Source organism: Bradyrhizobium sp. SZCCHNS30572, assembly GCF_032484415.1.
Taxonomy (GTDB): Bacteria; Pseudomonadota; Alphaproteobacteria; order Rhizobiales; family Xanthobacteraceae; genus Bradyrhizobium.
This window is the reverse complement of sequence record NZ_JAUESY010000001.1, coordinates 801,476-823,718: the sequence shown is the minus strand read 5'-3', so window position 1 is coordinate 823,718 and position 22,243 is coordinate 801,476. Positions and strand designations below refer to the sequence as shown.

The following is a 22,243-nucleotide window of genomic DNA, read 5'->3' as shown; positions in this document are numbered from 1 at the left end:
AGCGTTTGCTTGAATGCAAATGAGGTAGCATGCAAACAGGAGAGAGAACTTTGGACGCGAAACAGGCAGAGGCCAAGGCCTACGAGCTGATCTTCGCCGAGATCAGCCGCCAGAACGAGATGTGGGGTCCGATCGATGCTCGCCGGGATGTGGGTAACGGCGAGCTATTCGAAGCCGGCGTCGGTCAGCTCGATGCTGTGTTCGATCGCCGCAACGGCGACGAGGCCGCCTTCGATGAACCGCCGCAGATCTATCCCGAAGGATGGAGCGGATTCCGCAGCTACGGCGGTGACATTCCGAACATCATCGTCGGTGTTGCCTTCCTCATTCAAGAGACCAAGCGTCTGCTGATGAACGGCGAAGATCCAACCCGGATCTCCCCCCGGCCCGACCAACCCTACAACGCGGAAACCGGCTTGCCGGCAAAAATCGAGGCCTGACATGCCGGTATTTGGTGTCTTTCTCGCCAATCACATTCTCGATGCGATCGGTCTGCTCACGATCATCGCAAGCGCCGTCAAGATCACCAAGGGCTATCCGATCAGCCGCTGGTTCTTTTGACGCCCAGGCGTTTGCTTGAATGCAATCGACGGCCGTCTACGGGCGGCTGTCCTCTTTCATTTTGTCCATTTTCAGAGCGCGGAGCGAGCCATGAGCAGGTCGGGATACAGCGAGGACTGCGACGATGATCAGTGGGGCTTCATCCGGTACCGCGGCATGGTTGCCAGCGCCACGCGCGGCAAGCGCGGTCAGTCCCTTTTCCGAGACATCCTGATCGGCATGAACGGGATGATCTGCAAGCGCCTGATCGCTGATGAGTTGGAGCAGGAAGGAGCGGTCTGCGCGATCGGCGCCGCCGGGAAGGTCCGCGGTGTCGACATGTCCAACATTGATCCCGAGGACGCGGACATGGTCGCCGGAAAATTCGACATCGCCGATTGTCTCGCTCGCGAGATCGTCTGGATGAACGACGAAAGCGGCATGACCGGCGAGTGGATCGAAAACGAGAAGCGCTGGCGCCCCGAGAGTCCGGACGAGCGCTTCATCCGCATGCGGAAGTGGATTCGATCGCAGATCACAGACCCGCTGTTCGACGTGGTCTGGTGCTGATTTTCATCATGGAGAGCAACTTGAACAAGGCAGTTGAGCCAGTGAGCGACCAGAAGAAGCTCGAGTTCGTGGCGGACGCCAGACGTTTTCTGGAGATGTTTCCCGGTCATGTCTGGGGGGCGACGAAAGAGCTGACCGACGAAGAGCACATCGAGGACTACAGAAATGTCCTAGCGAAGACGCGCGAGGCTTTTCCAGATCTGCCCGAGCGTACCGCGATGAACGCGGTCATGACCAGCGATGCACTCCTCTACGCCTTCACTGGCAATGCCCCACTCTCAGCTGATCGCGCCAAAGCTCTGAACGGGTTCCTCGCGTCGATGCCGGCGCTGTTGAACTCCGTCGAAGAGCTGATCGCGCTGAAGAGCCTCTTCTCCACCCGTGTGAGAGAGTTGCTCGATCACAATACGAAGCAGCTGATGGAGAACCGGGCGCAGCGAGCCATCATCGAGAACCAGAAGGCTCAGATCATGTGGCTACTGAACCAGATCCCAGGAGTCCAGCCATGAGCATCGAGGAGAGGTTTTGGGCATTCCACGAGTCCAACCCGAAGGTCTACCAGCTCTTCGACCGGTTCACCAAGCAGGTGATCAGCAGGGGCCACACGCGGTTCTCGTCTGACGCCATCCTGCACCGTATCCGCTGGGAGACCAACGTCGAGACGCACGGCGACAAGTTCAAGATCAACGACCACTACAGCGCCTACTACGCTCGCATGTGGATGGATCTCAACCCCGATCACGATGGCTTCTTCGCGACGCGCGAACTGCGGGAGGCGGCATGAGCAAGACGATCGTCAAGTTCTTGCCGCCAGAGGAGGTCGGCGAGGATCAGTCCGGGTGGTGGATCCTCAACCTGGATATGAACGAGGACGGCACCGAGGCCGGATGCTTCGATGCCTCCGGTCCCTATGACACGGAGGAAGAAGCTGTCCGCCTCGCAGGACCCGGGCTCTCATGCCAGGAGCAAGTTGCTCCAAACTTCGCGCAATAAAAACACACTAGCAGGAAAGCATATGCTCGAATACAAACTTTTGCTCGAACGCATTTTGCACGAAGGAGTGCAAAAGGGCGATCGAACCGGGACTGGAACCATTTCGATTTTTGGACACCAGATGCGCTTCGACTTGAGCGCCGGCTTCCCATTGCTGACCACAAAGCGGCTGCCGTTCAAGGCCATCGCTGTGGAGTTGCTGTGGTTTTTGCGCGGAGACACCAACATCAAATTCCTGCATGATCATGGCGTGACGATCTGGGACGAATGGGCAGACGAGAACGGCGATCTCGGCCCGGTCTATGGCAAGCAGTGGCGCAGCTGGCCAGGGAAGTTGGAGTATGCCGATATCGACCGGCAGACGGGATTTCCGTCATCGGTCAGGTACCAGGCAATCGACCAGATCGCCAATGTCATCGAGCAGATCAAGAAGAACCCCAACTCGCGACGGCTGATGGTCACGGCTTGGAATCCGGCAGAAGTTGACGAGATGGCGCTGCCACCATGCCACTGCCTATTCCAATTCTACGTGGCAAACGGCAAGCTGTCTTGCCAGCTCTACCAGCGCTCGGCGGACGTCTTCCTCGGCGTGCCATTCAACATCGCCTCCTATGCGCTACTGACTCTGATGATGGCCCAGGTCACCGGTCTGGAGCCGGGTGAATTTGTGCATTCGTTCGGCGACACGCACCTCTACCTGAATCACCTGGATCAGGCGAAGTTGCTGCTGACGCGCGAGCTACGGCCATTGCCGAAGGTTGGCCTCGATCCAGCGATCAAGAGCATCTTCGACTTCACCTACAAGGACATCGTGCTCCTCGGGTACGATCCGCACCCGGCGATCAAAGCAGAGGTTTCTGTATGACGAAGGTCTCGCAATCGTTCTATTCGGCCGCCGTTGGCCACCACGAGATCGACGGCGTCTATCTCTCATCATTCGCGATTCCCGGTGACCCAGCCCAATGGGTCACTGGAGACGATGGGAAGCCGAAGCTGTTTCGATCTGCCGAGGCCGCTGAGCTGGCCGGCTTTCGGGTGATGGCAGCGAAGCTCAACAAGGCGCGCGACATCCAATCCTTCCTGACCAAGGGCAGGAAGCAGACGATCAAGACCTACCATGCACCCGAAAGGAAGGGAGAGCCGACTGCAGAGTCGGTTTTTGGGAAGAAATGAAGGCCCTACCAAAAATCGACGGCATCGATAATGTCGATCTCATCGGTCCTCAGACTCCACTCAGACTCGAAGTGGCAGCTCGTCTGGCTTTCCCAGACGGTTCCATGAAACTGGCAGGACTGCGCCGAGAGATCGGCCGAGGCCGGCTCACCTATGAAGTGATCGCGGGCAAGCACTACACCACGCTCGCTGCCATCGAGGACATGAGAGAACTATGTCGCGTAACAGCAAAGGCCCCTACCTCTACAAGCGACCTGCCCGACGCGAGGGAGGCAAACTCAAGCCGGCCATGTGGGTCGTCCGAGACAAGCAAAAAGTCGTCTCCACAGGAGTTGCTGCGGGCGCAGCTGAAACTACACCGCCAATCGAAGCGGAACAATTCCTCGGCACGTACATAGCTGAGAAATTCGACCCGACGCGCCGCGCCAAGGACATCGCTGTCATCCTGATCGGCGACGTGCTGGCGATCTATTATCACGACAAGGGCGGCAAGGATTGCCCCGATCCGAACCTGCTCGGCCACGTCAATCGCCTCAACGAGTTCTGGGGCGACAAGACCCTGCTCCAGGTCAATCCGAAGACGTGCCGCGACTACGTCGCCAGCCGTCCAGGCCTTGGTGGCGCTCGCCGAGATCTCGAAGTGCTGCGCGCCGCCATCAACAACCACTCCGCCCAGAACCTCCACTTCGGTGAGGTCAACGTCACCCTACCGCCTAAGGGCGAGGCGCGGCAGGAGTGGATTACACGCGACCAGGCCGCCGCCATTATCTGGGCTGCCTGGCGCTACCGGGAGACGCAGACGATCCACCGCGGCGAGCGGAAGGGCGAGGTGGTGGTCACCGACAAGCGACCGCTGCGCCACGTCGCCCGTTTCCTTCTGATCGGCTGCTACACTGGAACTCGAGCCGGCGCCATCGCCTCTGCCTCGATCCGGAAGGAGGCCGGCAAGTCGTTCGTCGATCTGGAGGCCGGCCTGTTTCACCGGTTGGCGATCGGCAAGCGTAAGACCAAGAAGCAGCAGCCGACCGTGCCGCTGCCGCCGCGCCTGCTCGCTCACATGCGGCGCTGGGTCGCCAAGGGGACCGTGTCCGAGAACTTCGTCGAGTATCGCGGGCTTCCGGTGAAGCGGGTGAAGAAGGGCTTCGCCAGTGCCGTGCGCCTGGCCAAGGTCGACATCAAGGTCACGCCGCACACCCTGCGCCACACCGCGGCGACCTGGCTGATGCAGGCGGGCGTCGATGAGTGGCAGGCGGCCGGCTATCTCGGAATGTCAGTTGAAGTGCTGCGTGAGGTCTACGGACATCATCATCCGGACCACATGAAGGGTGCGATTGCGGGCATCACGGCAAAGAAGGCGAAGGCCCCGAAACAGGCTCAATCTGTACCCCAATCTGTACCCCAGAAGAAATCGAGGAAGACGGGATGATCAGAAGATGCCGTAATTGCAGGGGATTTTTGGTCGGAGCGGCAGGATTCGAACCTGCGACCCCTGCGTCCCGAACGCAGTGCTCTACCGGGCTGAGCCACGCTCCGACTTGGGAAGCCGGCTTATAGCGTCGGGTTTCCGTCTTCGCAAGGACACAAGGCAGGAAATCGCATCGAAATCGTCGATCGTCGGCGGAGCGGTTAACCGCTTGAGGCCGTGGGGCTTTGTCCGGCGGCCATGGCGCGAGCGCAAGGCGACAGGCGATTTGCGCGCTTCATTCGGACGTCCGCGCCCGCTATAGCCGAGCGCGGAAGCCACCGCCGTCCCGTACCATCGATGCCCGCCCCAGACATGCAAGCGATCGAGACCAGGATCCTGCCCGCCGACGCAGCTGGAATCGCGCAAGCCGCGGCGACGTTCGCGCGCGGCGGACTGGTCGCGTTCCCGACCGAGACCGTCTACGGCCTCGGCGCCGATGCGGCCAATGCCGCGGCCATCGCACGCCTCTATCAGGCCAAGGGCCGGCCCGCCTTCAATCCGTTGATCGCCCATGTCGCCGATATCGCAGCGGCGCAGCGTATCGGCCGCTTCAATGCCACCGCCGAGCGTCTGGCCGCTGCGTTCTGGCCGGGACCGCTGACCCTCGTGGTGCCGCAGAGCGACGGCTGTCCCGTCGCCGACCTCGCCACCGCCGGCCTCGATACGGTGGCGATCCGCGTGCCGGCGCATCCGACCGCACAAGCTCTGCTCATGGCGTTCGGCGGCGCCGTCGTGGCGCCCTCCGCCAACATCTCCGGCCACGTGTCGCCGACCACGGCGGCGCATGTCGCGGCCGATCTCACCGGGCGAATCGACCTCATCCTGGACGGCGGGCCGGTCGAGGTCGGCGTCGAATCGACCATCGTCGGCTGCTTCGATGCGCCGACGCTGCTGCGCCCGGGCGGAGTTCCGAGCGAGGCGATCGAGGCCGTGCTCGGCCATGTGCTGGCGCGGCCCGCCGCAGAGACCGGGACGTCCGAGCAGCCTCTGGCACCGGGCATGCTGGCCTCCCACTATGCCCCGCGCGCCCGCGTGCGCCTCGACGCCAGCAAGGTCGCGCCCGGCGAGGCGCTGCTCGCCTTCGGACCCACCACCTTGCCCGGAGCCCACGAGGCCGCCGCGATCCTGAACCTGTCGCCCTCTGGCGATCCGGCAGAGGCGGCGACGCATCTTTTCGGCTATCTTCGCAGCCTCGATGCCAAGGGAGCGCACAGCATCGCGGTGATGCCAATCCCGAACGACGGACTGGGCGAGGCCATCAACGACCGGCTGCGCCGCGCCGCCGCGCCGAGATAACACTGGAAGCGACCAACGATGAACATTAGCCCGCCTGCCCTGCCGCCGCTGCCGCCCGATTTGATCGCGCAATTCGCCGCCATCGTCGGCGAGCGCCAGGCGCTGACCGCGGAGACCGACGTCGCGCCTTACGTCACCGAGGAGCGCAACCTGTTCCACGGCCGCTCGCCGCTGGTGCTGCGCCCAGGCTCGACGGCCGAGGTCGCCGCAATCTGCAAGCTTGCCAGCCAGCATCGCATCGCGCTGGTGCCGCAGGGCGGCAACACCGGCCTCGTCGGCGGCCAGACGCCGCACAATGGCGAGGTGGTGGTGTCGCTCAGGCGCATGGACAAGATCCGCGACGTCGACACCGCTTCCAACACGATGATCGCCGAGGCCGGCGTCGTGCTGCAGGTGGCGCAGCAGAAGGCCGCCGAGGTCGACCGCCTGTTTCCGCTGTCGCTCGGCGCCGAGGGCACTTGCACCATCGGCGGCAATCTCTCGACCAACGCCGGCGGCACCGCCGCGCTCGCCTATGGCGTGGCGCGTGAGATGGCGTTGGGGGTCGAGGTGGTGCTGGCCGACGGGCGGGTGCTCAATGCGCTGTCCAAGCTCAAGAAAGACAACACCGGCTACGACCTGCGCAACCTGTTCATCGGCGCCGAGGGCACGCTCGGCATCATCACCGCGGCGAGCCTGAAGCTGTTCCCGAAACCGCGCGCGATCGAGACCGCCTTCGTCGGCCTCAAGTCGCCGGAGGACGCGCTCAAGCTGCTGGCGATCGCGCAGCGCGAGGCGGCCGGCAATCTCACGAGCTTCGAGCTGATCGCCGCGATCGCGCTCGATTTCTCGATCCGCCACGCCGCCGGCAACCGCGCGCCGCTCGCGGGCCAGCATCCCTGGTTCGTGCTGATGGAGCTGTCGTCGTCGCGCGACGATGCCCGCGCCACGCTCGAGACCATCCTGGAGCAGGGCCTCGAAGACGGCATCGTCGACGACGCCACGATCGCCGACAGCCTCGCCCAGCGCATGGCGTTCTGGAAACTGCGCGAGGACATCTCTGCGGCGCAGAAGCCGGAGGGCGGCTCGATCAAGCACGACATCTCGGTGCCGGTCGCCGCAGTGCCCGCCTTCATTGCCGAGGCCAATGCCGCCGTGGTGAAGCTGATGCCCGGCGCGCGTCCGGTGCCGTTCGGCCATCTCGGCGACGGCAACATCCACTACAACGTCAGCCAGCCGATCGGCGCCAACACCGCCGACTATCTCGCGCGCTGGCACGAGGTCAACGCGGTCGTGTTCGAGATCGTGCTGCGCATGGGCGGGTCGATCTCGGCCGAGCACGGCATCGGCGTGCTCAAGCGCGACGAGCTGCCCGACGTGAAGGACAAGACCGCCATCGCGCTGATGCGCGCGATCAAGGCGCAATTCGATCCGCTCGGGATCATGAATCCCGGCAAGGTGCTCTAGGCTTTCGACGCTCCCATGGACAGTGCCCCTGCTCTCGCCATCTCCGACATCACCGACGCCGACGTGCCCGCCATCATCGCGCTGTGGCAGCGCTGCGGCCTGACGCGGCCCTGGAACGATCCGGCCGCCGACATCGCGCTCGCCCGCCGTGGCGACAGCTCCACCGTGCTGGTCGGCCGCAGCGGCGCCGCGATCGCGGCGTCGGCGATGGTCGGCCATGACGGCCATCGCGGCTGGGTCTACTATGTCAGCGTCGATCCCGAGCATCGCGGCCGCGACCATGGCCGCGGCATCATGGCCGCCGCCGAAGACTGGCTGCGGGCGCGCGGCATCGCCAAGCTGATGCTGATGGTGCGCGGCGACAACACCAAGGTGCAGGAATTCTACCAGGCGCTCGACTATGCCGTGCAGGACAGCGTCGTGTTCTCGAAATGGCTCGACGGGCGCCCGCCGACGCCCGGCATGAAATAGAGGCGAGCGATGAGCATCTCCGACCGCATCCGCGTCCACGAGACGCGCGTGCTCTCCGACCATTACGGGACGCTGACCTCGACGAAGTTCGAGTGGCGGCGCGACGACGGCACGTGGCAGATGCAGAGCCGCGACGTGTTCGACCGCGGCAACGCGGCGGCGATCCTGCCCTACAACCTCGCCCAGCGCAGCGTCATCCTGGTCAAGCAGTTCCGCTATCCCGCGTTCGTCAACGGCCATGACGATCTGCTGATCGAGGCGGCGGCCGGCCTGCTCGACGACGCCTCGCCGGAGGAGCGCATCCGGCTCGAAGCCGAGGAGGAGACCGGGTTCCGGCTGCACGACGTCAAGTTCGTGTTCGAGGCGTTCATGAGCCCGGGCGTCGTCACCGAGAAGATCCATTTCTTCGCCGCCGAATACGAGCCTCACATGCGCGTCGGCGCCGGCGGCGGGCTCGCACATGAGGGCGAGGAGATCGAGGTGCTGGAACTCTCGATCGACGACGCGCTCGCGATGATCGCCGACGGCCGCATCCAGGACGCCAAGACCATCATGCTGCTGCAGCACGCCGCGCTGAGGATCTTTGCCTGAGCGCGGCCAACGCTCGGTCGCGGGTCTTGCTCCTCTGTCGTCCTTCGCGAAGGCGGGGGACCCAGTATTCCACCAGCAGCCGTTTCGGCACGAGAGGCCCCGGCGCACTGGATCCCGCTTTCGCGGGGGATGACGATCTTCTCTGTCGAGATATCCCGCCTCAGAACAAACTCCCCTGCCCGTCATCCGCAGGCGCGGGCGAAACTTTGCGGGATGCAACCTTCTTCGCCGGCTTGCGCTGCGCGTCCTCGGCGGCGCGCAGCTCCGCGGTCATCGGCAGCAGCAGCTGCTCGTCGTCGTTGGCCACCGTGTTGACGCGCGTGGACACCTCGTACCACGCGAACTCGCCCTCGCGAGGCGCGACCAGCAGCCTCATGGCCTCCTCAGGATCATCGGAACGGCAATCGAGCCACAGCGCGAAATCATCCGGCCTGATCGTCACGGGAACACGATGATGCAGCGTGGCGAGATCGCGGCTCGCAGCTGCGGTGACGATCGCCACCGTATCGACCTCCTCGCCGTTCGGCCCGCACCAGGTCTCGGCGAGGGCCGCGAAGCCGAGCGGCGCGCCGTCACTGCGGTGGATGAAGAACGGCCGCTTGCGACCATCGATCACCTGCCACTCGTAATATCCATCAGCGGGCACCAGCACGCGGCGCCGCCGGATCGCATTCTTGAACGCCGGCTTCTCGCGTACGGTCTCCGAACGCGCATTGATCAGCAGCGTGAAATTACGGGGATCCTTGACCCAGGCCGGAATGAATCCCCAGCGCATGAGCCGAAAATGCCTGATGTCCTGATCCAGAAGAACTACGGGAATCGGCTGGGTCGGAGCAATATTGTGCCGCGGCGGAAAGTTCGGCTGTTCCTCGTAGCCGAAAATCTGCCGGAGAGCCGCGGGTGGTGAAGTGATCACGAAGCGTCCACACATAATCTCACTCAAATCGTCGTGTGTTCAGCACCTTTTAACTTGGGTTGCCAACACTGCAGCGGATGACCGCAGCGGCGACCCATTCCGTGCCTACCGATCGCACGACCCAACGACCGGCGGGCAGCGCCATTGACCCGGCGCGGGCCGCGATGCTGCGCGCCGCCAACATCAATCCGCGCACCGGGCTCGCCACCGACTATCTGAATCATTTCAACGAAGCCGTGATGCTGCTCGAAATGATTCCCGATATTCCGGAATGCGCCGAGGATTTTCTGGCGTGGTCGCCGCTGACCTATCCAGAACATTTCACGCACACCAATTTCAAGGCCCGCGATCTCGTCATCGAGGCCTATGAGCAGGCCGACCCGGCGATTCGCGACAAGTTCGATCATCTCACGAAGACCATGACCGACATCCTGCTCGCGGTCGGCAGCGCGATGCGCGCTGCCAAGCAGGACGCCACCAAGGCCAAGCTCGCCGAGCAGGCTGCGGCGTGGGTCAAGCCGCTGGTGACGCAGGCCGGCGGCATCATCAATGGCGACATCGAGGTCGACCCTGACCCGGTCGACGAAGTCGACACCGTCGATGCCATCATGGCAAGCTTCTGAGCAGCACGGGCTACCGGCCCGGTCGTCTTCACGCTACGGCGCAGACCACGCCTGGAGCCATTGGCATGACCGCCTCGACGCCGCCCCGCCACCCCCAACTCGCCGTCAGCGCCGCCATCTTCCGCGACGGCAAGCTCCTGCTGGTGCGCCGGGCGCGTTCCCCTGCCAAGGGCGTCTACACGCTGCCCGGCGGCCGGGTGGAGCTCGGCGAGACCCTGCACGAGGCTCTCGCGCGCGAGGTCATGGAGGAAACGGCGCTCTCGATCACAATTGTCGGGCTGGCCGGCTGGCGCGAGGTGCTGCCGGCCCAGGGCGGCGGCGGCCACTACGTGATCCTTCCCTTTGCGGCGCGCTGGCGGGCCGGAGAGCCCCGGCTCGACCCGGAACTGGACGATTTTCAGTGGCGCCGCCCCGATGCGCTGGAGGGCCTGACGCTGACCGATGGGCTGCCGGAGATCATCGCCGCCGCACGGACCCTGGTGTAGGCGCCTTGCGTCCGCCACGGGGCAAAGGCATATGACGTCGGTGTTCCCCATGATCCCCAAGCGCCTCCTGGCCGCCCTCATGCTCGTTGCCGCCTGCGCCATTGTGCCCGCGCGCGCGCAGGATGCGGCCGCGCCGTTCGATGGCGATCTGCAGCGGCTGGCCGAGATCCTTGGAACCCTGCATTACCTCCGCGGCATCTGCGGCAGCAATGAAGGCGCCAAATGGCGCAACCAGATGCAGGCTCTGATCGATGCCGAGACGCCGTCGGGCGAACGCCGCGCCCGGATGATCGCCGGCTTCAACCGCGGCTATAACGGCTTTCAGCAGACCTACCGGACCTGCACGCCGGCGGCGATGGTGGCGATCCGCCGCTACATCGACGAGGGCTCGAAGATCTCGCGCGACCTCACGGCGCGCTACGCCAACTGATGGCCCATGGTTGACGGCGCGCGGGCGTTATCCACGTTTGCGTTAACCTTGTTAACCTTTCCTAAAGAACTGGCCTAGGCGTCCGCCGCCTGCGTGGTAAACCTCACTGGTCCGGCGCGTCCGCGTTCGGAATTCAACGCGCCTCGCGGCCCCGCCAGACTGAATTCAATGAGCTTTCCCGTCACTTTCAGCGCCCTCCCCGCCGTCCTGCCCGACCACGAGCAGAAGCAGGCCGCGCTCAGCTACCTCAACGAAGCCTGGGCGGAAGCGCGCCATGACGGCGTCGACGGCGACTGCCTGGCGCAGGCCAGCCTGTTCGCGGCGCTGGCCGAACTCGTCACCACCTATGGCGAGGACGCGGTGGCGACCTTCGTCGAAGGCCTGCCGGAGCGCGTCCGCAACGGCGAGTTCTCGCTGTCGCGCGCGACGCAGTAGGTTCTCCCGCTCCTCGCGCGTAGCCCGGATGCGCGCAGCGACATCCGGGGTCTCATCCGCAGCCTCGTTGCCCCCGGAAATCGCTGCGCTCATCCAGGCTACGACAACTACGTCGACAAGCTCCGCGTCATTGCGAGCGCAATGACGGAGCCAAAACGAAGAGCGCCCATCGGGGCCGAGATCCGTCTTCACATCTCAAACAGCATCGAGACACGCCTCATCGTCCTCGCGGCGCGATGCGTCCGAGCGATGACCGACGTTCGGCCCTCATTCAATCGAGGGCGCAGGGAAGGCTGGGCGTCGGCTGACGCCCATGGCCCCCGTGCGAACAAAAGTGCACGGGGCAGGAACCACAGGTGCAGCCGGATGAGCCCAGCCTTCCCTGCGCGATGGTTTTAACGCTTCTTTCGCGCTCTCCCTGGGGACCGGCTTGATTGCCCCCATCGCCTGCGCCGATGCTCTCGCATCACGCTCAGGCTTGACCTCGGCATCGGGAGGCCAGGACCACGCGACTTCACGTCCGCATCGGGATTGTTCGTCCGCGCAGCCAAAGCCACGCTGCAACCCGACGCGTCCACCGCCTTCCCGCCTCGCGTCTCGTGACGACCGCGCGTACGCCCCTCTCCTTGAGGCGGGATGGGTGGAGGATAGACACATATTCTGGAAAAACGAAAGTGAAATCTTTTGCCCGGAAGAGGCTACGGGCGCGATCACGTTGAGACAATACGCGAAATTGCCGTTTCGGCACAGGTGTTTCGTGTAGTTGCGGCGAGCGCGAACGACGGCGTTGCAGACAAGATCGCGCGACTGATTCGCCCGACGGGCTTTTTGCTTTGCATTTCTTGCGGCGCTTCAGTCCCAATCCATTCCGCCGATGACGCCAAGAAACCAGCCGCCGATAAAAGCGGCCGGAAGCGCCATGAGATGGATCGTCGCGGAGGGACCAAGTTCCTGGTTGTCTTGAACATGACTGAGTCCAATCAACCCAAGCTCAAAAATTGCCGCGCAGAATACAGGCCAAAGCGCCCGCCGCCGCGCTGCCAGCCGCTGGGCCGGGCCAGCCCCCCGAGCGTTCCGTGATAGAGTCATGGATCGGCGAAGCGACACCACGGCAGTCAAGACGACCACGATCATAAACGCGATGAAGTACGCCGGACATTATCCTTGGGGCCAACCTTACCGTCTTGAAGGTCACAGGCGAATAGCGCGAACCGGTTTCCTCAACCCTAAGAAGACAGCAAAATACAGCCGAGTCGGAGCGCTGTTCCCGGGCCCCTGCTTCCGGTTGAGCATCAGAAGCAGACCCTCACGCGAGCCGGCGACCAGATCCGTTATGGGCCCAGCAGGAGACATCGAAAGTGCGGAGTGTTATGTGAACGGGTCTTAACTGATGGACCGCGCTATGCACGATGAAACGTGGCCTAGTCTCCTTGAACAGTTTCTGGCCTATGAATGCACGCCTAGCGTGAAGGCGCTTTTGACGAGCGCAATGGCCGAACCCTCGGCATCTCAATTGCGCTTCGAGTTCAACCGCTTCGAGGTTTTCGTCGAGCCAGATGGAGATTCGGTTCTGATCGTGGACGTCTTGGACCCATCTGAGGCGGGCGAGCAGCGAGTCACAAGGTTGCAATTTTTGCAGGATTTGCCGCGCTGTTGCGCGACCTGAAGCCGGCTGGCGACGACTGCAGGAAATGGCTCAACATGAGGCTGACTTCCGCTAGGGATCGATTCCGTTGAAAAAGTCGGCAGTAGTTTCGTCGTGAACGCCATCTGTTTCGAGGACGAATTGGCGCGTTGTGGTTCACGCGGGCGTCAGCGCGGGCATCGGGATCAGCTTGGCCATCTTACGAAGGTTCTGAGCGGCTGCAGCGAGGGTGAACTCGTCGCGTGCGCCGTTCGGCCCTCTTAGTCGCAGCCGATCTAGCTTGAGGATGCGCTTGAGATGCGCGAACAGCATCTCAATCTTCTTGCGGAGCCGGCGTGAAGTGCGGCCTTCCCATGAGCTTGCGATCTCGCGTGCCATGTCGCGAGCGCCCTCGTAGATCGAGCGCGGCACTTTTCGAGCCGGGGTGTTGGGGCAACACCTGCTTCTTAGAGAGCATGCTTGACAATCGCGCTTGCTCGCACGGTAGAGGACCGTCGTGTCGTTGTTCACCAGCGTCCCTGTAGTGGTGAGGGGTTTGCCAGCGGGACAGCGATAGACGTCCCTGGTATGGTCGTAGGTGAAGGCCTCACGCGAGAAGGTCCCGTCGGTGCGGGCCGACTTGTCGAAGACGGTCACGTGCGGCTCGATCCCGTGCTCGTAGACCAGCCACCCGAGCATCTCAGCGGAGCCATAGGCGCTGTCGCCGAGAAGCCGGCTTGGATAAAGATCGAACCTTTCGATTGAACGCTCAATCATGCGCTTGGCGGCCAATACTTCTTCGACATCGACGATGATCGCATTCTCGACGTCGACCAGATAGTTCGTCGAGTAGGCGAAGAAGGCTTGGCCGCCGTGCGCTCCCGTCCAGCGCGCCGCCGGGTCGGAGGGCGATACAAACTTGGGCGTGACCTCCGTCGCGGCACCGAACGCGGCATCATCAAGAACGGCAAGATACTCGTCGATCGCTCGACCCGCAGCCTCCGGCGGAAGCCTCTTATCGCCTTCGATTCCCTTCTGCCGATTGGCATCCGCCTTGATCAGGCTCGCGTCGACTGCGAACCCTTCGCCGCCGATCAGGCGCTCCCGGATGCAGCGGCGCAAGACGGTCTCGAACACGCGACGGAAGAGATCGCTCTCACGGAAGCGGCCGTGCCTGTTCTTCGAGAACGTCGAGTGATCGGGGACGCCTCCATCTAGACCCAGCCGGCAAAACCAGCGGTATGCCAGATTGAGATGGACTTCATCGCAGAGGCGCCGTTCCGATCGGATGCCGAAGCAATAGCCGATCAAGAGCATCCTGATCATCAGCTCCGGATCGATCGAGGGCCGCCCGATGTTGCTGTAGAACGGCGCCAGCTCCCGCCGTAAGTCCTCAAGGTCGACGAACCTATCGATCGACCGCACGAGGTGGTCGGCTGGGATGTGCCTTTCCAGCGAGAACTCATAGAACAACGCAGCCTGTTCGACTTGCCGATGCCCCATCATGACCTTCAGTCCTGCCCACTAGACAGACTGAATCACCGATATCTCTGCGTCGCAACTGCTGACTTTTTCAACGAAATCGATCAAAAGCAGCCCTCCGCTCCCGCGAGTGCTTACTTCCGGTTGAGCCCCAGCAGCCGACGTCGGCCAGGGCCGATCGGAAGGTCCGAGATGGGGCCAGGAGCGGAAATGAAGAGGCGCGTCGAAGCTCGGACCTCCTTCTTGCTATATCGGCTCAATCTCGCCGGGACGCCAAGTTTTGTCGAACCACGGCTGAAGCGGGCCGTAGAGGCGCAGGAGCGTGTTCCATCCTTTGCCGGGGATGGTCTGCACCCAGTTGTTCTCCTTCCCAGCCGGAGCCTTGGGCCCGAAATAGACGTCCACTGACCCGTCCGCGTTGACCATGAGTTTCGGGTTCTGGCTGGTTGCGGCTGGCCAACGCTGGTCGGTCTGCAGCATGGAGCGGGTCTGATTGTCGTAGAGGATGACCGACCAGAACTGCTTGACTGGAATATTGGGCGGCAAGTGCAGCTTGTAGTTCTTTCCGCCGTCGAATGGCTTGTTTTGGCTGTCGACGAACGCGGCCATGTACTGCGATCCCTCGCCAACCGACTTGGAATCCATCGCCGGCGTCACGCCGGTCGCGTAGAAGAAGAATGCGGAGTAGGCATCGAGGATGCGCGCGCCGTTTTCCTCGAACTTGTAGCCGCCGAAGAAACCCGTGCGCCATGCGCTGTTGGGATAATAGTAGCTCTCCTTGATCCGCAACCGGCCATTGATTGCACGCGCGGTGGCGTCACCTACCAAGGCGGCTTCGGTCAGAATTTTTTTCATCCGTGTATCGGGCGCGAAGGGCTTACCCTTGCGGATGCCGACCGATGCGTAGAGGCCGAGTGTGACCGGGTCGACTGTATCGGTCGGCTCCTCCTGCACAACCTGATTCAGATACTCCCAGAAGGGATAATCTCCCGGAGCCAGCGTGCTAAATGCTTTGCCGGAAACATGCACGAAATTGAGTTTCGGCGGATTCGCAGCATCTTTCAGGTGATAGATTTTCGTGTGCTCTTCGACCGCGTCGACGCCGGGCTTCGGATCGCCATTGACCAAGAACGAGCGCCACGGAACCCAGACGCTGAACGTCGCCGGCTTCACGACAAAGAAGCCGGTCGGCACCTCGCCGTTGTAGCCGGGCGGCAAGATCAGGTACTTGCCGCCCTGACCCTTGTCCGGACCGACGAGTCCAACATCAGTGACAAAATTATACCACATGTCGTTGATGAGGCCGAGCACATTGGGTGGCACTTCGAGCACCAGAGGCCCGTCACGCAGGTCGAGCCAAAACCAAGTGTACGGCGTGTTGTTGTTCGGCGTGAGAAAAAGCGACTTCGAGTCCATCCTATCCTCGAAGATCGGCACCGTTAGATTGAACGGACCCAGTTCCGCGATGCCCTTCCGATTTGCCAACTGGTTCACTGGAGCCAGCGCCAACATGTAGGCCTGGACGGCGTGTTGGAAATCCAGATTGTCGTAGAGCTTTTCCACGGTCGCATCGTCGGGAAAACCGTCGAAGAAGTTCAGCGTCCCAAGGCGGGTCTCCACCTTGTCCGGGATTGCAACGCCCGGCGGTATCGGCGTTTGCATTTTGTATTGCTGAGCGTTGAGCGGAATTGCCGAGAGCGCCACAAGAGACAACGCAGAAACTACTGATGCCGCTAATTTCATGATACGGCCCTTCTTGTCAGATGTTGAATTCATAAAGCATCTCTTCGTAAGTCCCATGATTATCGGGACTTCGTGCAGGGCTACAAATCTCGCAGCTCGCAGAATGACCAATCAACGTCTGCCAGCGCGATTGACCGGGCCACCGCGATTTACCGTCCCAGCACCCACCACCGCCTGTCGTGCAACGGGTCGCGGCCTCAGAACTACGCCCGGCCGTACGACGCAATTGGCTGGATAGCCAACGTATGTGCAGTACACCACAGCGCTGGCTTTCTCAGTGCTCGCGGCTACGAACCCGGTTATCAGCAGCGTAGTCGCTATTGCGATTGAGAGCTTCATTTTCGCCTCCTCCGCCAAAGACGAATAGTTTCATTAGAAACGATCTTCGCGTTGATCCAGATCAACAGGCCAACTCAGAATAATTTGGATGAGAATGTTGCAGATGCTGTTTGCGAGAAGCCGAATCGTCCTTGGCAAACCGCCGTAATGCGGCCGGCTCAATTTTCGGCTGTCTCGCGGCATACGAAGGAGCGAAGCGCCATGGTCCTCGTGATGGTACTCTACATCGTCATGGTCTGGCTCCTGTTCTCGAAGCTGAAGCTTGTGAAGTGGGGATGGGGGGCCGGCACCATCACCGTTGTCATCGGCGCTTTCATCTTGATGGTCTTCCTTGGCCTGTTCAACTCGCTCACGCCCGCCGGCCGCTTTGTCGTGATCTCTAGGGTGGTCGAGGTCACACCCAACGTCTCGGGCCAGGTCGTAAGCATCCCCGTCCAAGTCAACGCCCCGGTGAAGGCCGGCGCCATCTTGTTCCAGATCGATCCGGCACCTTACAAATACAAGGTCAGCCAATTGGAGGCCTCGCTCGCTCAGGCGCAGCAGCAAGTCAAACAACTCAAGGCCAGCTATGATCAAGCCAAGGCGAACGCCGATGCCTTGAAGCAACAGCTCGTCTACCAGACCCAAAGGTTGGCCGACATTCGGAAGCTCGTCGCAACCGGCTCTCAGGCTGAGTTTCGTCTGCAGGACACGCAGGTGCAGTACGACACCGTGCAATACCAATTGCTCGCAGCGGAAGCCGCAGTAGAGAACGCCCGGCTCGCAATGGAATCCGAGATCGGAGGCGAGAATACCAACGTTGCACAACTCCAGGCTCAGCTCGAAAACGCCCGGTGGGAGCTGGATCAGACCACCATTCGGGCAACGGGCGACGGCTACGTCAGCAGCCTGGCACTGGCGGTTGGCGCTCGGGCATTGCAGACGCGTTCCGAGATGTCATTCATCCTCACCAACGACATCACCATTCTCGCGACGTTCAAGCCGAACGCCTTCCAAACAGTGAAGCCCGGAGCAACCGTAAAGCTGGTCTTCGACGATAATCCCGGCGAGATATTCGGGGCGCGAATACTCGAAATCCCTCGCGGCATCGGTCAGGGCCAGATCGCCGTTTCCGGCCAATTAGCACGCGTCGGTTCGATCGGTGGCGCTCAGGGCTACCCGGCGACGATCTCGTTGCCGGATAATTTTGACAAGACGCGGCTGCGCCTCGGGATGCCCGGCAGCGCATGGGCCATCGCCGCAAACGCCGGCCCAATCGGAATGATCACGTCGATTCTCGTCTGGATAAGTTCGTACCTCGCATACTTGTGAGACTCTGCGTAGCTCAAATACACCGACGGCTCCGACGAGGAATCAAGTCTCGGTCTAATGACCGCTTTGGAGCAGACATCTAGCTGTCTGAGCAGTCTTGGGTGCCACAGGAGTTGCGAATTTTCGCCAAGGGTCACACCTTGGCACGCATTTCAGCCAAGTGGGCGGTGTATGTTGATCCTGGTCAATATTGGAAACGCTGGGAGCGCGATCCTATTGTTACTCAAAAACAAGGGAGGCTTTCATGCGATGTTCGACAGCAGTTCTTTTAGCCCTCGTTGCCGCCGCGCCCATCTCGGCGTCACTCTCGCCAGCACGCGCAGCTTCGGAGTGTCCAGCTTCCGGAAGCTTATCGGACTGGGGTATCAATTCGACCGGCTACTTCAACGTCGCTTCTGGTGGAAGCTGCCTGTTTCCAATTCGGATAGCGGGCGTGATGAAAAGCTCGAGCATTTCACAGAAGCCGGCTCACGGCACCCTGAAGAAGCTAAATATTTCGACATTCCAGTACACGGCGAAAGCAGGCTACAAGGGCCCCGACAGCTTCGCCGTGACGGCAACTGGCAAGGGACCGACTGCCTCCGGAACGTCGGTGATCACCATGAACGCGACGGTTCAATAGGACTTCCTTTTTCGCCGATAGACAAAGGCCCACTTCCAACCGGAGTGGGCCGCTTTTGTTTAGCCGAGCACGCGCGAACGGAAACCGCCGAGCACGGCGGGCTGACTGAAATCATCGGTAGTCTGCTGGTAGGCGTAGCCGACGAAGCCGACAAAGACCTGCTTCGACAGGAATTGCGATACGCCCCAGTCGAAATGGAAGTCGATGCCGCTCTGGTACTGCGTAGCGGTAGCCTCGCAGACGTGCTGCCGCACCTGCCGTCCATCAAATCCCCATAGAGCCTGCCGCACCAGTCCTGCCCACCATGCGCGGTTTCCTCTCTTGGAGGCTTTCGGACGCCGGCCGCCCGAATATGCCGCGCCGTCAATCATGCGGCCGGCATCCGAAACCCTTCACAAAAGCAGACATAGGCGGAGGGCGACGGCACCACGTTCGTCCGTCAGCCCCCGGGGCCGTCCTTCATGATGTAGCCCATCAGGTCGTCGACGTTGTGCTCCAGATCCCGGATGATGTTCTTGACGACGTCTCCGATCGAGATCACGCCCACGACCTTGCCCGCGTCCAGCACCGGCAGATGGCGAAAACCACGCTGAGACATCATGGCCATGCAACTGTCCAGCCGGTGGTCCGGCTTGACCGTCACCGGGTTGCCCGTCATCACCTGGCCCACCGGCGTCTGCTTGGCGTCGAGCCCGGGCAGCAGCACTTTGATGGCGCAGTCCCCCTGCGTCACGATGCCGACCAGCGCGCCGTCGTCGATGACGAGCACCGACCGGACCCGGTTCTCGCGCATCTGGCGCAAGGCTTCGACGACCATGTCGTCGGAACGAACATGGATCACGGCGCCACTCTTCTGCGCCAGCGCGCTTCTTACTGTGCTCATCGATGTCCCCTCCTGGACCCTGTTCTGCCCCGCCTTGATGGTCCACATGGCAGGATAGTCGAAATATCCGGCTTCGTCAGCGGCGCGCCGATGCCGTGCGCCTGGCCGTGAACCGAACGATGACCGGGGTCACAGGCGGCCTATCGAATCCTGGGATTGCAGACATCAGGTCGTCCCCGAGAGCGGAACCATCGGGTGCCGGCAAGAATGTTGCTCGGCAAAACGCAAGTCGGTCGACTGATGGCGGTCAGGTAGAGAGCTCTGGGTCAAGAGGCGGCGTACTGGAATTCCTCCCCCACGTCCGCGTCGTCCCTGGCAGCGGACATTCGCATTCATTTTGGCCGGCCGACGCCGCCTGCCTCCTGTCGTGACGCCCGCGCGCTCATCCAGGCTCCAAGCGCTGTCCCCGCGTCGCGGAAACCGACAGCAGACCGAGCTCTGCCCAATGGCCTCCCCCGGCAGCCACGTCGGCTCGGAAACTCTTCACGAAGCAATTTGAAGGCTTTGACGTGAATGAACATGCGCCCTTAACGAAAACGGGCAAAAATAGGTCGCTGATCTTCACCTACCTGACCACAGTACCGTTTCGAGCTGACGTGAAATCTCGATAGCCGCGTCGCGAGCCGGTCACCGCCGAAGCGAAATCCGAAATGCCTTCACAGAAGAGCAGGCCGGGGTTTGCAACTGCCGCGTGAAGAATTGGTAAGGAAACGTTAAGGAAAATTCGGGGATTTCTGATGATTGCGCCGGAAGAAGAGAGATTGCTGAAGACGTACCTGGTCGAGATGTTCGGCCAGATCAGCAGCATGCGGCGCGAACTCGCCGCTCTTCAAGGCGACGGCAAGGGCAGTTTCGCGACGATGACCGACACCCTCGACGCGATCGTCGAGAATACGGAGACGGCCGGGAACGCGATCCTCGAAAGCATGGAGGCGATCTGCGCCAGCGTCGCGAAGTTGCAGAAAGTCAAGGACCCGACGGCCGCAGCGGTCTGCGACGAGATCGTCGACAGCACGAACAAGGTGTTCGAGGCGTGCGCGTTTCAGGACCTCACAGGGCAGCGGATCACGCGCGTGGTCAAGTCGCTGCAGTTCATGGAGGACCACATCAACAAGCTCGTCCGCATCTGGGGAAAAGAGGAGCTGGCGCGGCTGGCCACCGAGCTTGCTGCCCCCTCGAGCGTCCCAGACTTGCTGGAGGGCCCGAAGCGGCCCGGCGTGGCGATTTCCCAGGACGACATCGACAAGCTGTTCGCGTGAACGACGGCGAGGTGTGATGCCCGCTCCGCGTCATTGCGAGGAGCAGGGCGACGAAGCAATCCAGGGCCGCGCTAAGGACTCTGGATTGCGTCGCTGCGCTCGCAATGACGGAGCAAACCAACGCGCAGCGCCGTTACGGCCGCAGCGTCTCCATGAACCGCACCGGCTCGCCGGTCGCTGGCGTCAGCAGCTCGCCCTGCCACATCACGCGCTGGCCGCGGACGAACGTGCCGACCGGCCAGCCGGTGACGCGCAGGCCATCATAGGGCGTCCAGCCGGCTTTCGAGGCGACCCATTCGTTGGTGATGGTCTCGCTGCGCTTGAGGTCCACGATGGTGAGGTCGGCGTCGTAGCCGGCGGCGATGCGGCCCTTGCGGGCGATGTTGTAGATGCGGGCGGGGCCAGCGCTGGTGAGGTCGACGAAACGTTGCAGCGACAGCCGGCCGGCATTGACGTGGTCGAGCATGATCGGCACCAGCGTCTGCACGCCGGTCATGCCGGAGGGCGAGGCCGGATAGGTCTTGGACTTTTCCTCCGCGGTGTGCGGCGCGTGGTCGGAGCCTAAGATGTCGACGATGCCCTGGTGGACGCCCCACCAGATGACGTCGCGATGATCGACTGATCGCACCGGCGGATTCATCTGCGCGTAGGTGCCGAGCCGCTCGTAGCACTCCGGCGCCGCCAAGGTGAGATGATGCGGCGTCGCCTCGACGGTGGCGACGTCCTTGTGGTCGCGCAGATACACGATCTCCTCCTTGGTGGAGATGTGCAGCACGTGGATGCGCTTGCCGGTCTCGTGCGCGAGGGTGACGAGACGTTGCGTGGCGCGCAGCGCCGCCTCCTCGTCGCGCCACACCGGGTGCGAGCGCGGATCGTTCTCGACGCGCAGGTCCTTGCGCTCGTTGAGGCGGTACTCGTCCTCGGCGTGGAACGCGGCACGGCGGCGGATCACCTGGAAGATGCGGCGCAGGCTGTCGTCGTCCTCGACCAGCAGCGAGCCGGTGGAGGAGCCGACGAACACCTTCACGCCGGCGCAGCCTTCGGCGCGCTCCAGCACTGGGAGCTGCTCGACGTTCTCGCGGGTGCCGCCGATGAAGAAGGCGAAGTCGCAATGCATGCGATGGCGGCCGGCAGCGACCTTGGCGGTGAACGCCTCCTCGGTCACCGTCAGCGGATTGGTGTTGGGCATCTCGAACACGGCGGTGACGCCGCCTATCACGGCGCTGCGCGAGCCGGTTTCGAGGTCCTCCTTGTGAGTGAGACCAGGCTCGCGGAAATGCACCTGGGTGTCGATCACGCCGGGCAGCACGTGCAGTCCCTTGCAGTCGATGATCTCGGCGGCCGAGGCGGCGCCGAGATCGCCGATCTCGACAATGCGTCCGCCTGACATGCCGATGTCGCGGACGCCCTCGCCGTCCTGATTGACCACGGTGCCGGATTTCAGAATGACGTCGAAGCGCGCGCTCATGAAGCCCTCATAGGATTTCATTCTCCTGACCGCCCCAAGACAGATCGATCATGCCGCGCGCCTGCCCATTTGCTGGCC

The 22,243-nt window shown here is 62.4% G+C and carries 25 protein-coding genes, 1 tRNA gene and 1 pseudogene; 20 read left to right on the top strand and 7 right to left on the bottom strand.

The window, feature by feature from the left end:
• Positions 1-50: 50 nt before the first annotated feature.
• The 8 genes from QX048_RS03765 (at position 51) to QX048_RS03730 (ending at position 4,702) form a co-directional block, all read left to right on the top strand.
• Positions 51-440 (top strand): hypothetical protein, encoded by a 390-nt coding sequence (locus QX048_RS03765; RefSeq protein ID WP_316201027.1) that lies wholly within the window; start codon positions 51-53, stop codon positions 438-440.
• A gap of 136 nt (positions 441-576) precedes the next feature.
• Positions 577-1,110, top strand: a complete 534-nt coding sequence (locus QX048_RS03760; RefSeq protein WP_316201028.1) for a hypothetical protein — start codon at positions 577-579, stop codon at positions 1,108-1,110.
• Positions 1,111-1,130: 20 nt separating this feature from the next.
• Complete coding sequence (locus QX048_RS03755) at positions 1,131-1,619, top strand: hypothetical protein (RefSeq protein ID WP_316201029.1); 489 nt, start codon at positions 1,131-1,133, stop codon at positions 1,617-1,619.
• A complete protein-coding gene (locus tag QX048_RS03750) occupies positions 1,616-1,894 on the top strand; it encodes a hypothetical protein (RefSeq protein WP_316201030.1) in 279 nt (92 codons plus the stop codon). The genes QX048_RS03755 and QX048_RS03750 overlap by 4 nt, the downstream gene beginning before the upstream one ends.
• Positions 1,891-2,103 carry a hypothetical protein gene (locus QX048_RS03745; RefSeq protein ID WP_316201031.1) on the top strand — a complete coding sequence of 71 codons (213 nt, stop codon included), beginning with the start codon at positions 1,891-1,893 and terminating at the stop codon, positions 2,101-2,103. Before QX048_RS03750 ends, QX048_RS03745 begins: the two co-directional genes overlap by 4 nt.
• Positions 2,104-2,125: 22 nt before the next feature.
• On the top strand, positions 2,126-2,968 hold the full coding sequence (locus QX048_RS03740; RefSeq protein WP_316201032.1) for a thymidylate synthase: 843 nt from the start codon (positions 2,126-2,128) through the stop codon (positions 2,966-2,968).
• Positions 2,965-3,276, top strand: a complete 312-nt coding sequence (locus tag QX048_RS03735; RefSeq protein ID WP_316201033.1) for a hypothetical protein — start codon at positions 2,965-2,967, stop codon at positions 3,274-3,276. The genes QX048_RS03740 and QX048_RS03735 overlap by 4 nt, the downstream gene beginning before the upstream one ends.
• Before the next feature lie 214 nt (positions 3,277-3,490).
• Positions 3,491-4,702 carry a site-specific integrase gene (locus tag QX048_RS03730; RefSeq protein WP_316201034.1) on the top strand — a complete coding sequence of 404 codons (1,212 nt, stop codon included), beginning with the start codon at positions 3,491-3,493 and terminating at the stop codon, positions 4,700-4,702.
• A gap of 30 nt (positions 4,703-4,732) precedes the next feature.
• On the opposite strand, the gene QX048_RS03725 is transcribed toward QX048_RS03730, so the two are convergent.
• Positions 4,733-4,809, bottom strand: a tRNA-Pro gene (locus QX048_RS03725).
• 229 nt (positions 4,810-5,038) lie between these two features.
• On the opposite strand from QX048_RS03725, the gene QX048_RS03720 reads away from it, so the two are divergent.
• Genes QX048_RS03720 through QX048_RS03705 form a run of 4 tightly spaced genes read left to right on the top strand, consistent with a single transcriptional unit; the run spans position 5,039 to position 8,545 of the window.
• Positions 5,039-6,037, top strand: a complete 999-nt coding sequence (locus QX048_RS03720) for an L-threonylcarbamoyladenylate synthase (protein ID WP_316201035.1) — start codon at positions 5,039-5,041, stop codon at positions 6,035-6,037.
• Between the two features lie 18 nt (positions 6,038-6,055).
• Positions 6,056-7,483, top strand: a complete 1,428-nt coding sequence (locus tag QX048_RS03715) for an FAD-binding oxidoreductase (protein ID WP_316201036.1) — start codon at positions 6,056-6,058, stop codon at positions 7,481-7,483.
• A gap of 15 nt (positions 7,484-7,498) precedes the next feature.
• Positions 7,499-7,954 (top strand): GNAT family acetyltransferase, encoded by a 456-nt coding sequence (locus tag QX048_RS03710; RefSeq protein WP_316171384.1) that lies wholly within the window; start codon positions 7,499-7,501, stop codon positions 7,952-7,954.
• A 9-nt stretch (positions 7,955-7,963) separates the two neighbouring features.
• On the top strand, positions 7,964-8,545 hold the full coding sequence (locus QX048_RS03705) for an NUDIX domain-containing protein (protein ID WP_316171383.1): 582 nt from the start codon (positions 7,964-7,966) through the stop codon (positions 8,543-8,545).
• 160 nt (positions 8,546-8,705) lie between these two features.
• Here the strand turns inward: QX048_RS03705 and QX048_RS03700 are convergent, their stop codons facing one another.
• Positions 8,706-9,476, bottom strand: a complete 771-nt coding sequence (locus tag QX048_RS03700; protein WP_316171382.1) for an SOS response-associated peptidase — start codon at positions 9,474-9,476, stop codon at positions 8,706-8,708.
• 86 nt (positions 9,477-9,562) lie between these two features.
• On the opposite strand from QX048_RS03700, the gene QX048_RS03695 reads away from it, so the two are divergent.
• From QX048_RS03695 to QX048_RS03675, 5 genes are all read left to right on the top strand, one after another.
• A complete protein-coding gene (locus QX048_RS03695; protein ID WP_315828341.1) occupies positions 9,563-10,084 on the top strand; it encodes a hypothetical protein in 522 nt (173 codons plus the stop codon).
• A 65-nt stretch (positions 10,085-10,149) separates the two neighbouring features.
• Positions 10,150-10,569, top strand: a complete 420-nt coding sequence (locus tag QX048_RS03690; protein WP_316171381.1) for an NUDIX hydrolase — start codon at positions 10,150-10,152, stop codon at positions 10,567-10,569.
• A gap of 31 nt (positions 10,570-10,600) precedes the next feature.
• Complete coding sequence (locus QX048_RS03685) at positions 10,601-10,999, top strand: TIGR02301 family protein (protein ID WP_315782189.1); 399 nt, start codon at positions 10,601-10,603, stop codon at positions 10,997-10,999.
• Positions 11,000-11,167: 168 nt separating this feature from the next.
• Positions 11,168-11,434, top strand: a complete 267-nt coding sequence (locus QX048_RS03680) for a hypothetical protein (RefSeq protein ID WP_315717207.1) — start codon at positions 11,168-11,170, stop codon at positions 11,432-11,434.
• 1,402 nt (positions 11,435-12,836) lie between these two features.
• Positions 12,837-13,100, top strand: a complete 264-nt coding sequence (locus QX048_RS03675) for a hypothetical protein (protein WP_316171378.1) — start codon at positions 12,837-12,839, stop codon at positions 13,098-13,100.
• 135 nt (positions 13,101-13,235) lie between these two features.
• On the opposite strand, the gene QX048_RS03670 is transcribed toward QX048_RS03675, so the two are convergent.
• Positions 13,236-14,564, bottom strand: a complete 1,329-nt coding sequence (locus tag QX048_RS03670) for an IS1182 family transposase (protein WP_316241290.1) — start codon at positions 14,562-14,564, stop codon at positions 13,236-13,238.
• Positions 14,565-14,786: 222 nt separating this feature from the next.
• Positions 14,787-16,316 (bottom strand): DUF1254 domain-containing protein, encoded by a 1,530-nt coding sequence (locus QX048_RS03665; protein ID WP_315826948.1) that lies wholly within the window; start codon positions 16,314-16,316, stop codon positions 14,787-14,789.
• A 357-nt stretch (positions 16,317-16,673) separates the two neighbouring features.
• On the opposite strand from QX048_RS03665, the gene QX048_RS03655 reads away from it, so the two are divergent.
• The gene (locus QX048_RS03655; protein WP_315754037.1) at positions 16,674-17,933 is read left to right on the top strand and encodes an HlyD family secretion protein; all 1,260 of its coding nucleotides are present in this window, start codon (positions 16,674-16,676) and stop codon (positions 17,931-17,933) included.
• A gap of 436 nt (positions 17,934-18,369) precedes the next feature.
• Entirely contained in the window at positions 18,370-18,555 is a 186-nt protein-coding gene (locus tag QX048_RS03650; RefSeq protein WP_315754035.1) for an Ig-like domain-containing protein, read from the top strand.
• 62 nt (positions 18,556-18,617) lie between these two features.
• Here QX048_RS03650 and QX048_RS03645 read toward each other — a convergent pair.
• Both QX048_RS03645 and QX048_RS03640 read right to left on the bottom strand, forming a co-directional pair.
• Positions 18,618-18,779: pseudogene (locus tag QX048_RS03645) on the bottom strand (transporter); the annotation flags it as partial.
• A 215-nt stretch (positions 18,780-18,994) separates the two neighbouring features.
• Positions 18,995-19,438, bottom strand: a complete 444-nt coding sequence (locus QX048_RS03640; protein ID WP_315754033.1) for a CBS domain-containing protein — start codon at positions 19,436-19,438, stop codon at positions 18,995-18,997.
• 737 nt (positions 19,439-20,175) lie between these two features.
• Here QX048_RS03640 and QX048_RS03635 point away from each other — a divergent pair.
• Entirely contained in the window at positions 20,176-20,697 is a 522-nt protein-coding gene (locus tag QX048_RS03635; protein ID WP_316171375.1) for a protein phosphatase CheZ, read from the top strand.
• A 133-nt stretch (positions 20,698-20,830) separates the two neighbouring features.
• Here the strand turns inward: QX048_RS03635 and QX048_RS03630 are convergent, their stop codons facing one another.
• A complete protein-coding gene (locus tag QX048_RS03630) occupies positions 20,831-22,165 on the bottom strand; it encodes a dihydroorotase (protein WP_316200721.1) in 1,335 nt (444 codons plus the stop codon).
• Positions 22,166-22,243: the final 78 nt, after the last annotated feature.

What these genes read in the sequence shown, in the direction of transcription:
- QX048_RS03750 (WP_316201030.1), top strand. Translation starts at nt 1,616, where the DNA reads ATGAGCATCGAGGAGAGGTTTTGGGCATTCCACGAGTCCAACCCGAAG.
- QX048_RS03745 (WP_316201031.1), top strand. Translation starts at nt 1,891, where the DNA reads ATGAGCAAGACGATCGTCAAGTTCTTGCCGCCAGAGGAGGTCGGCGAG.
- QX048_RS03740 (WP_316201032.1), top strand. Translation starts at nt 2,126, where the DNA reads ATGCTCGAATACAAACTTTTGCTCGAACGCATTTTGCACGAAGGAGTG.
- QX048_RS03735 (WP_316201033.1), top strand. Translation starts at nt 2,965, where the DNA reads ATGACGAAGGTCTCGCAATCGTTCTATTCGGCCGCCGTTGGCCACCAC.
- QX048_RS03730 (WP_316201034.1), top strand. Translation starts at nt 3,491, where the DNA reads ATGTCGCGTAACAGCAAAGGCCCCTACCTCTACAAGCGACCTGCCCGA.
- QX048_RS03720 (WP_316201035.1), top strand. Translation starts at nt 5,039, where the DNA reads ATGCCCGCCCCAGACATGCAAGCGATCGAGACCAGGATCCTGCCCGCC.
- QX048_RS03715 (WP_316201036.1), top strand. Translation starts at nt 6,056, where the DNA reads ATGAACATTAGCCCGCCTGCCCTGCCGCCGCTGCCGCCCGATTTGATC.
- QX048_RS03710 (WP_316171384.1), top strand. Translation starts at nt 7,499, where the DNA reads ATGGACAGTGCCCCTGCTCTCGCCATCTCCGACATCACCGACGCCGAC.
- QX048_RS03705 (WP_316171383.1), top strand. Translation starts at nt 7,964, where the DNA reads ATGAGCATCTCCGACCGCATCCGCGTCCACGAGACGCGCGTGCTCTCC.
- QX048_RS03700 (WP_316171382.1), bottom strand. Translation starts at nt 9,476, where the DNA reads ATGTGTGGACGCTTCGTGATCACTTCACCACCCGCGGCTCTCCGGCAG.
- QX048_RS03690 (WP_316171381.1), top strand. Translation starts at nt 10,150, where the DNA reads ATGACCGCCTCGACGCCGCCCCGCCACCCCCAACTCGCCGTCAGCGCC.
- QX048_RS03685 (WP_315782189.1), top strand. Translation starts at nt 10,601, where the DNA reads ATGACGTCGGTGTTCCCCATGATCCCCAAGCGCCTCCTGGCCGCCCTC.
- QX048_RS03680 (WP_315717207.1), top strand. Translation starts at nt 11,168, where the DNA reads ATGAGCTTTCCCGTCACTTTCAGCGCCCTCCCCGCCGTCCTGCCCGAC.
- QX048_RS03675 (WP_316171378.1), top strand. Translation starts at nt 12,837, where the DNA reads ATGCACGATGAAACGTGGCCTAGTCTCCTTGAACAGTTTCTGGCCTAT.
- QX048_RS03670 (WP_316241290.1), bottom strand. Translation starts at nt 14,564, where the DNA reads ATGATGGGGCATCGGCAAGTCGAACAGGCTGCGTTGTTCTATGAGTTC.
- QX048_RS03665 (WP_315826948.1), bottom strand. Translation starts at nt 16,316, where the DNA reads ATGAATTCAACATCTGACAAGAAGGGCCGTATCATGAAATTAGCGGCA.
- QX048_RS03650 (WP_315754035.1), top strand. Translation starts at nt 18,370, where the DNA reads ATGAAAAGCTCGAGCATTTCACAGAAGCCGGCTCACGGCACCCTGAAG.
- QX048_RS03640 (WP_315754033.1), bottom strand. Translation starts at nt 19,438, where the DNA reads ATGAGCACAGTAAGAAGCGCGCTGGCGCAGAAGAGTGGCGCCGTGATC.
- QX048_RS03635 (WP_316171375.1), top strand. Translation starts at nt 20,176, where the DNA reads ATGATTGCGCCGGAAGAAGAGAGATTGCTGAAGACGTACCTGGTCGAG.
- QX048_RS03630 (WP_316200721.1), bottom strand. Translation starts at nt 22,165, where the DNA reads ATGAGCGCGCGCTTCGACGTCATTCTGAAATCCGGCACCGTGGTCAAT.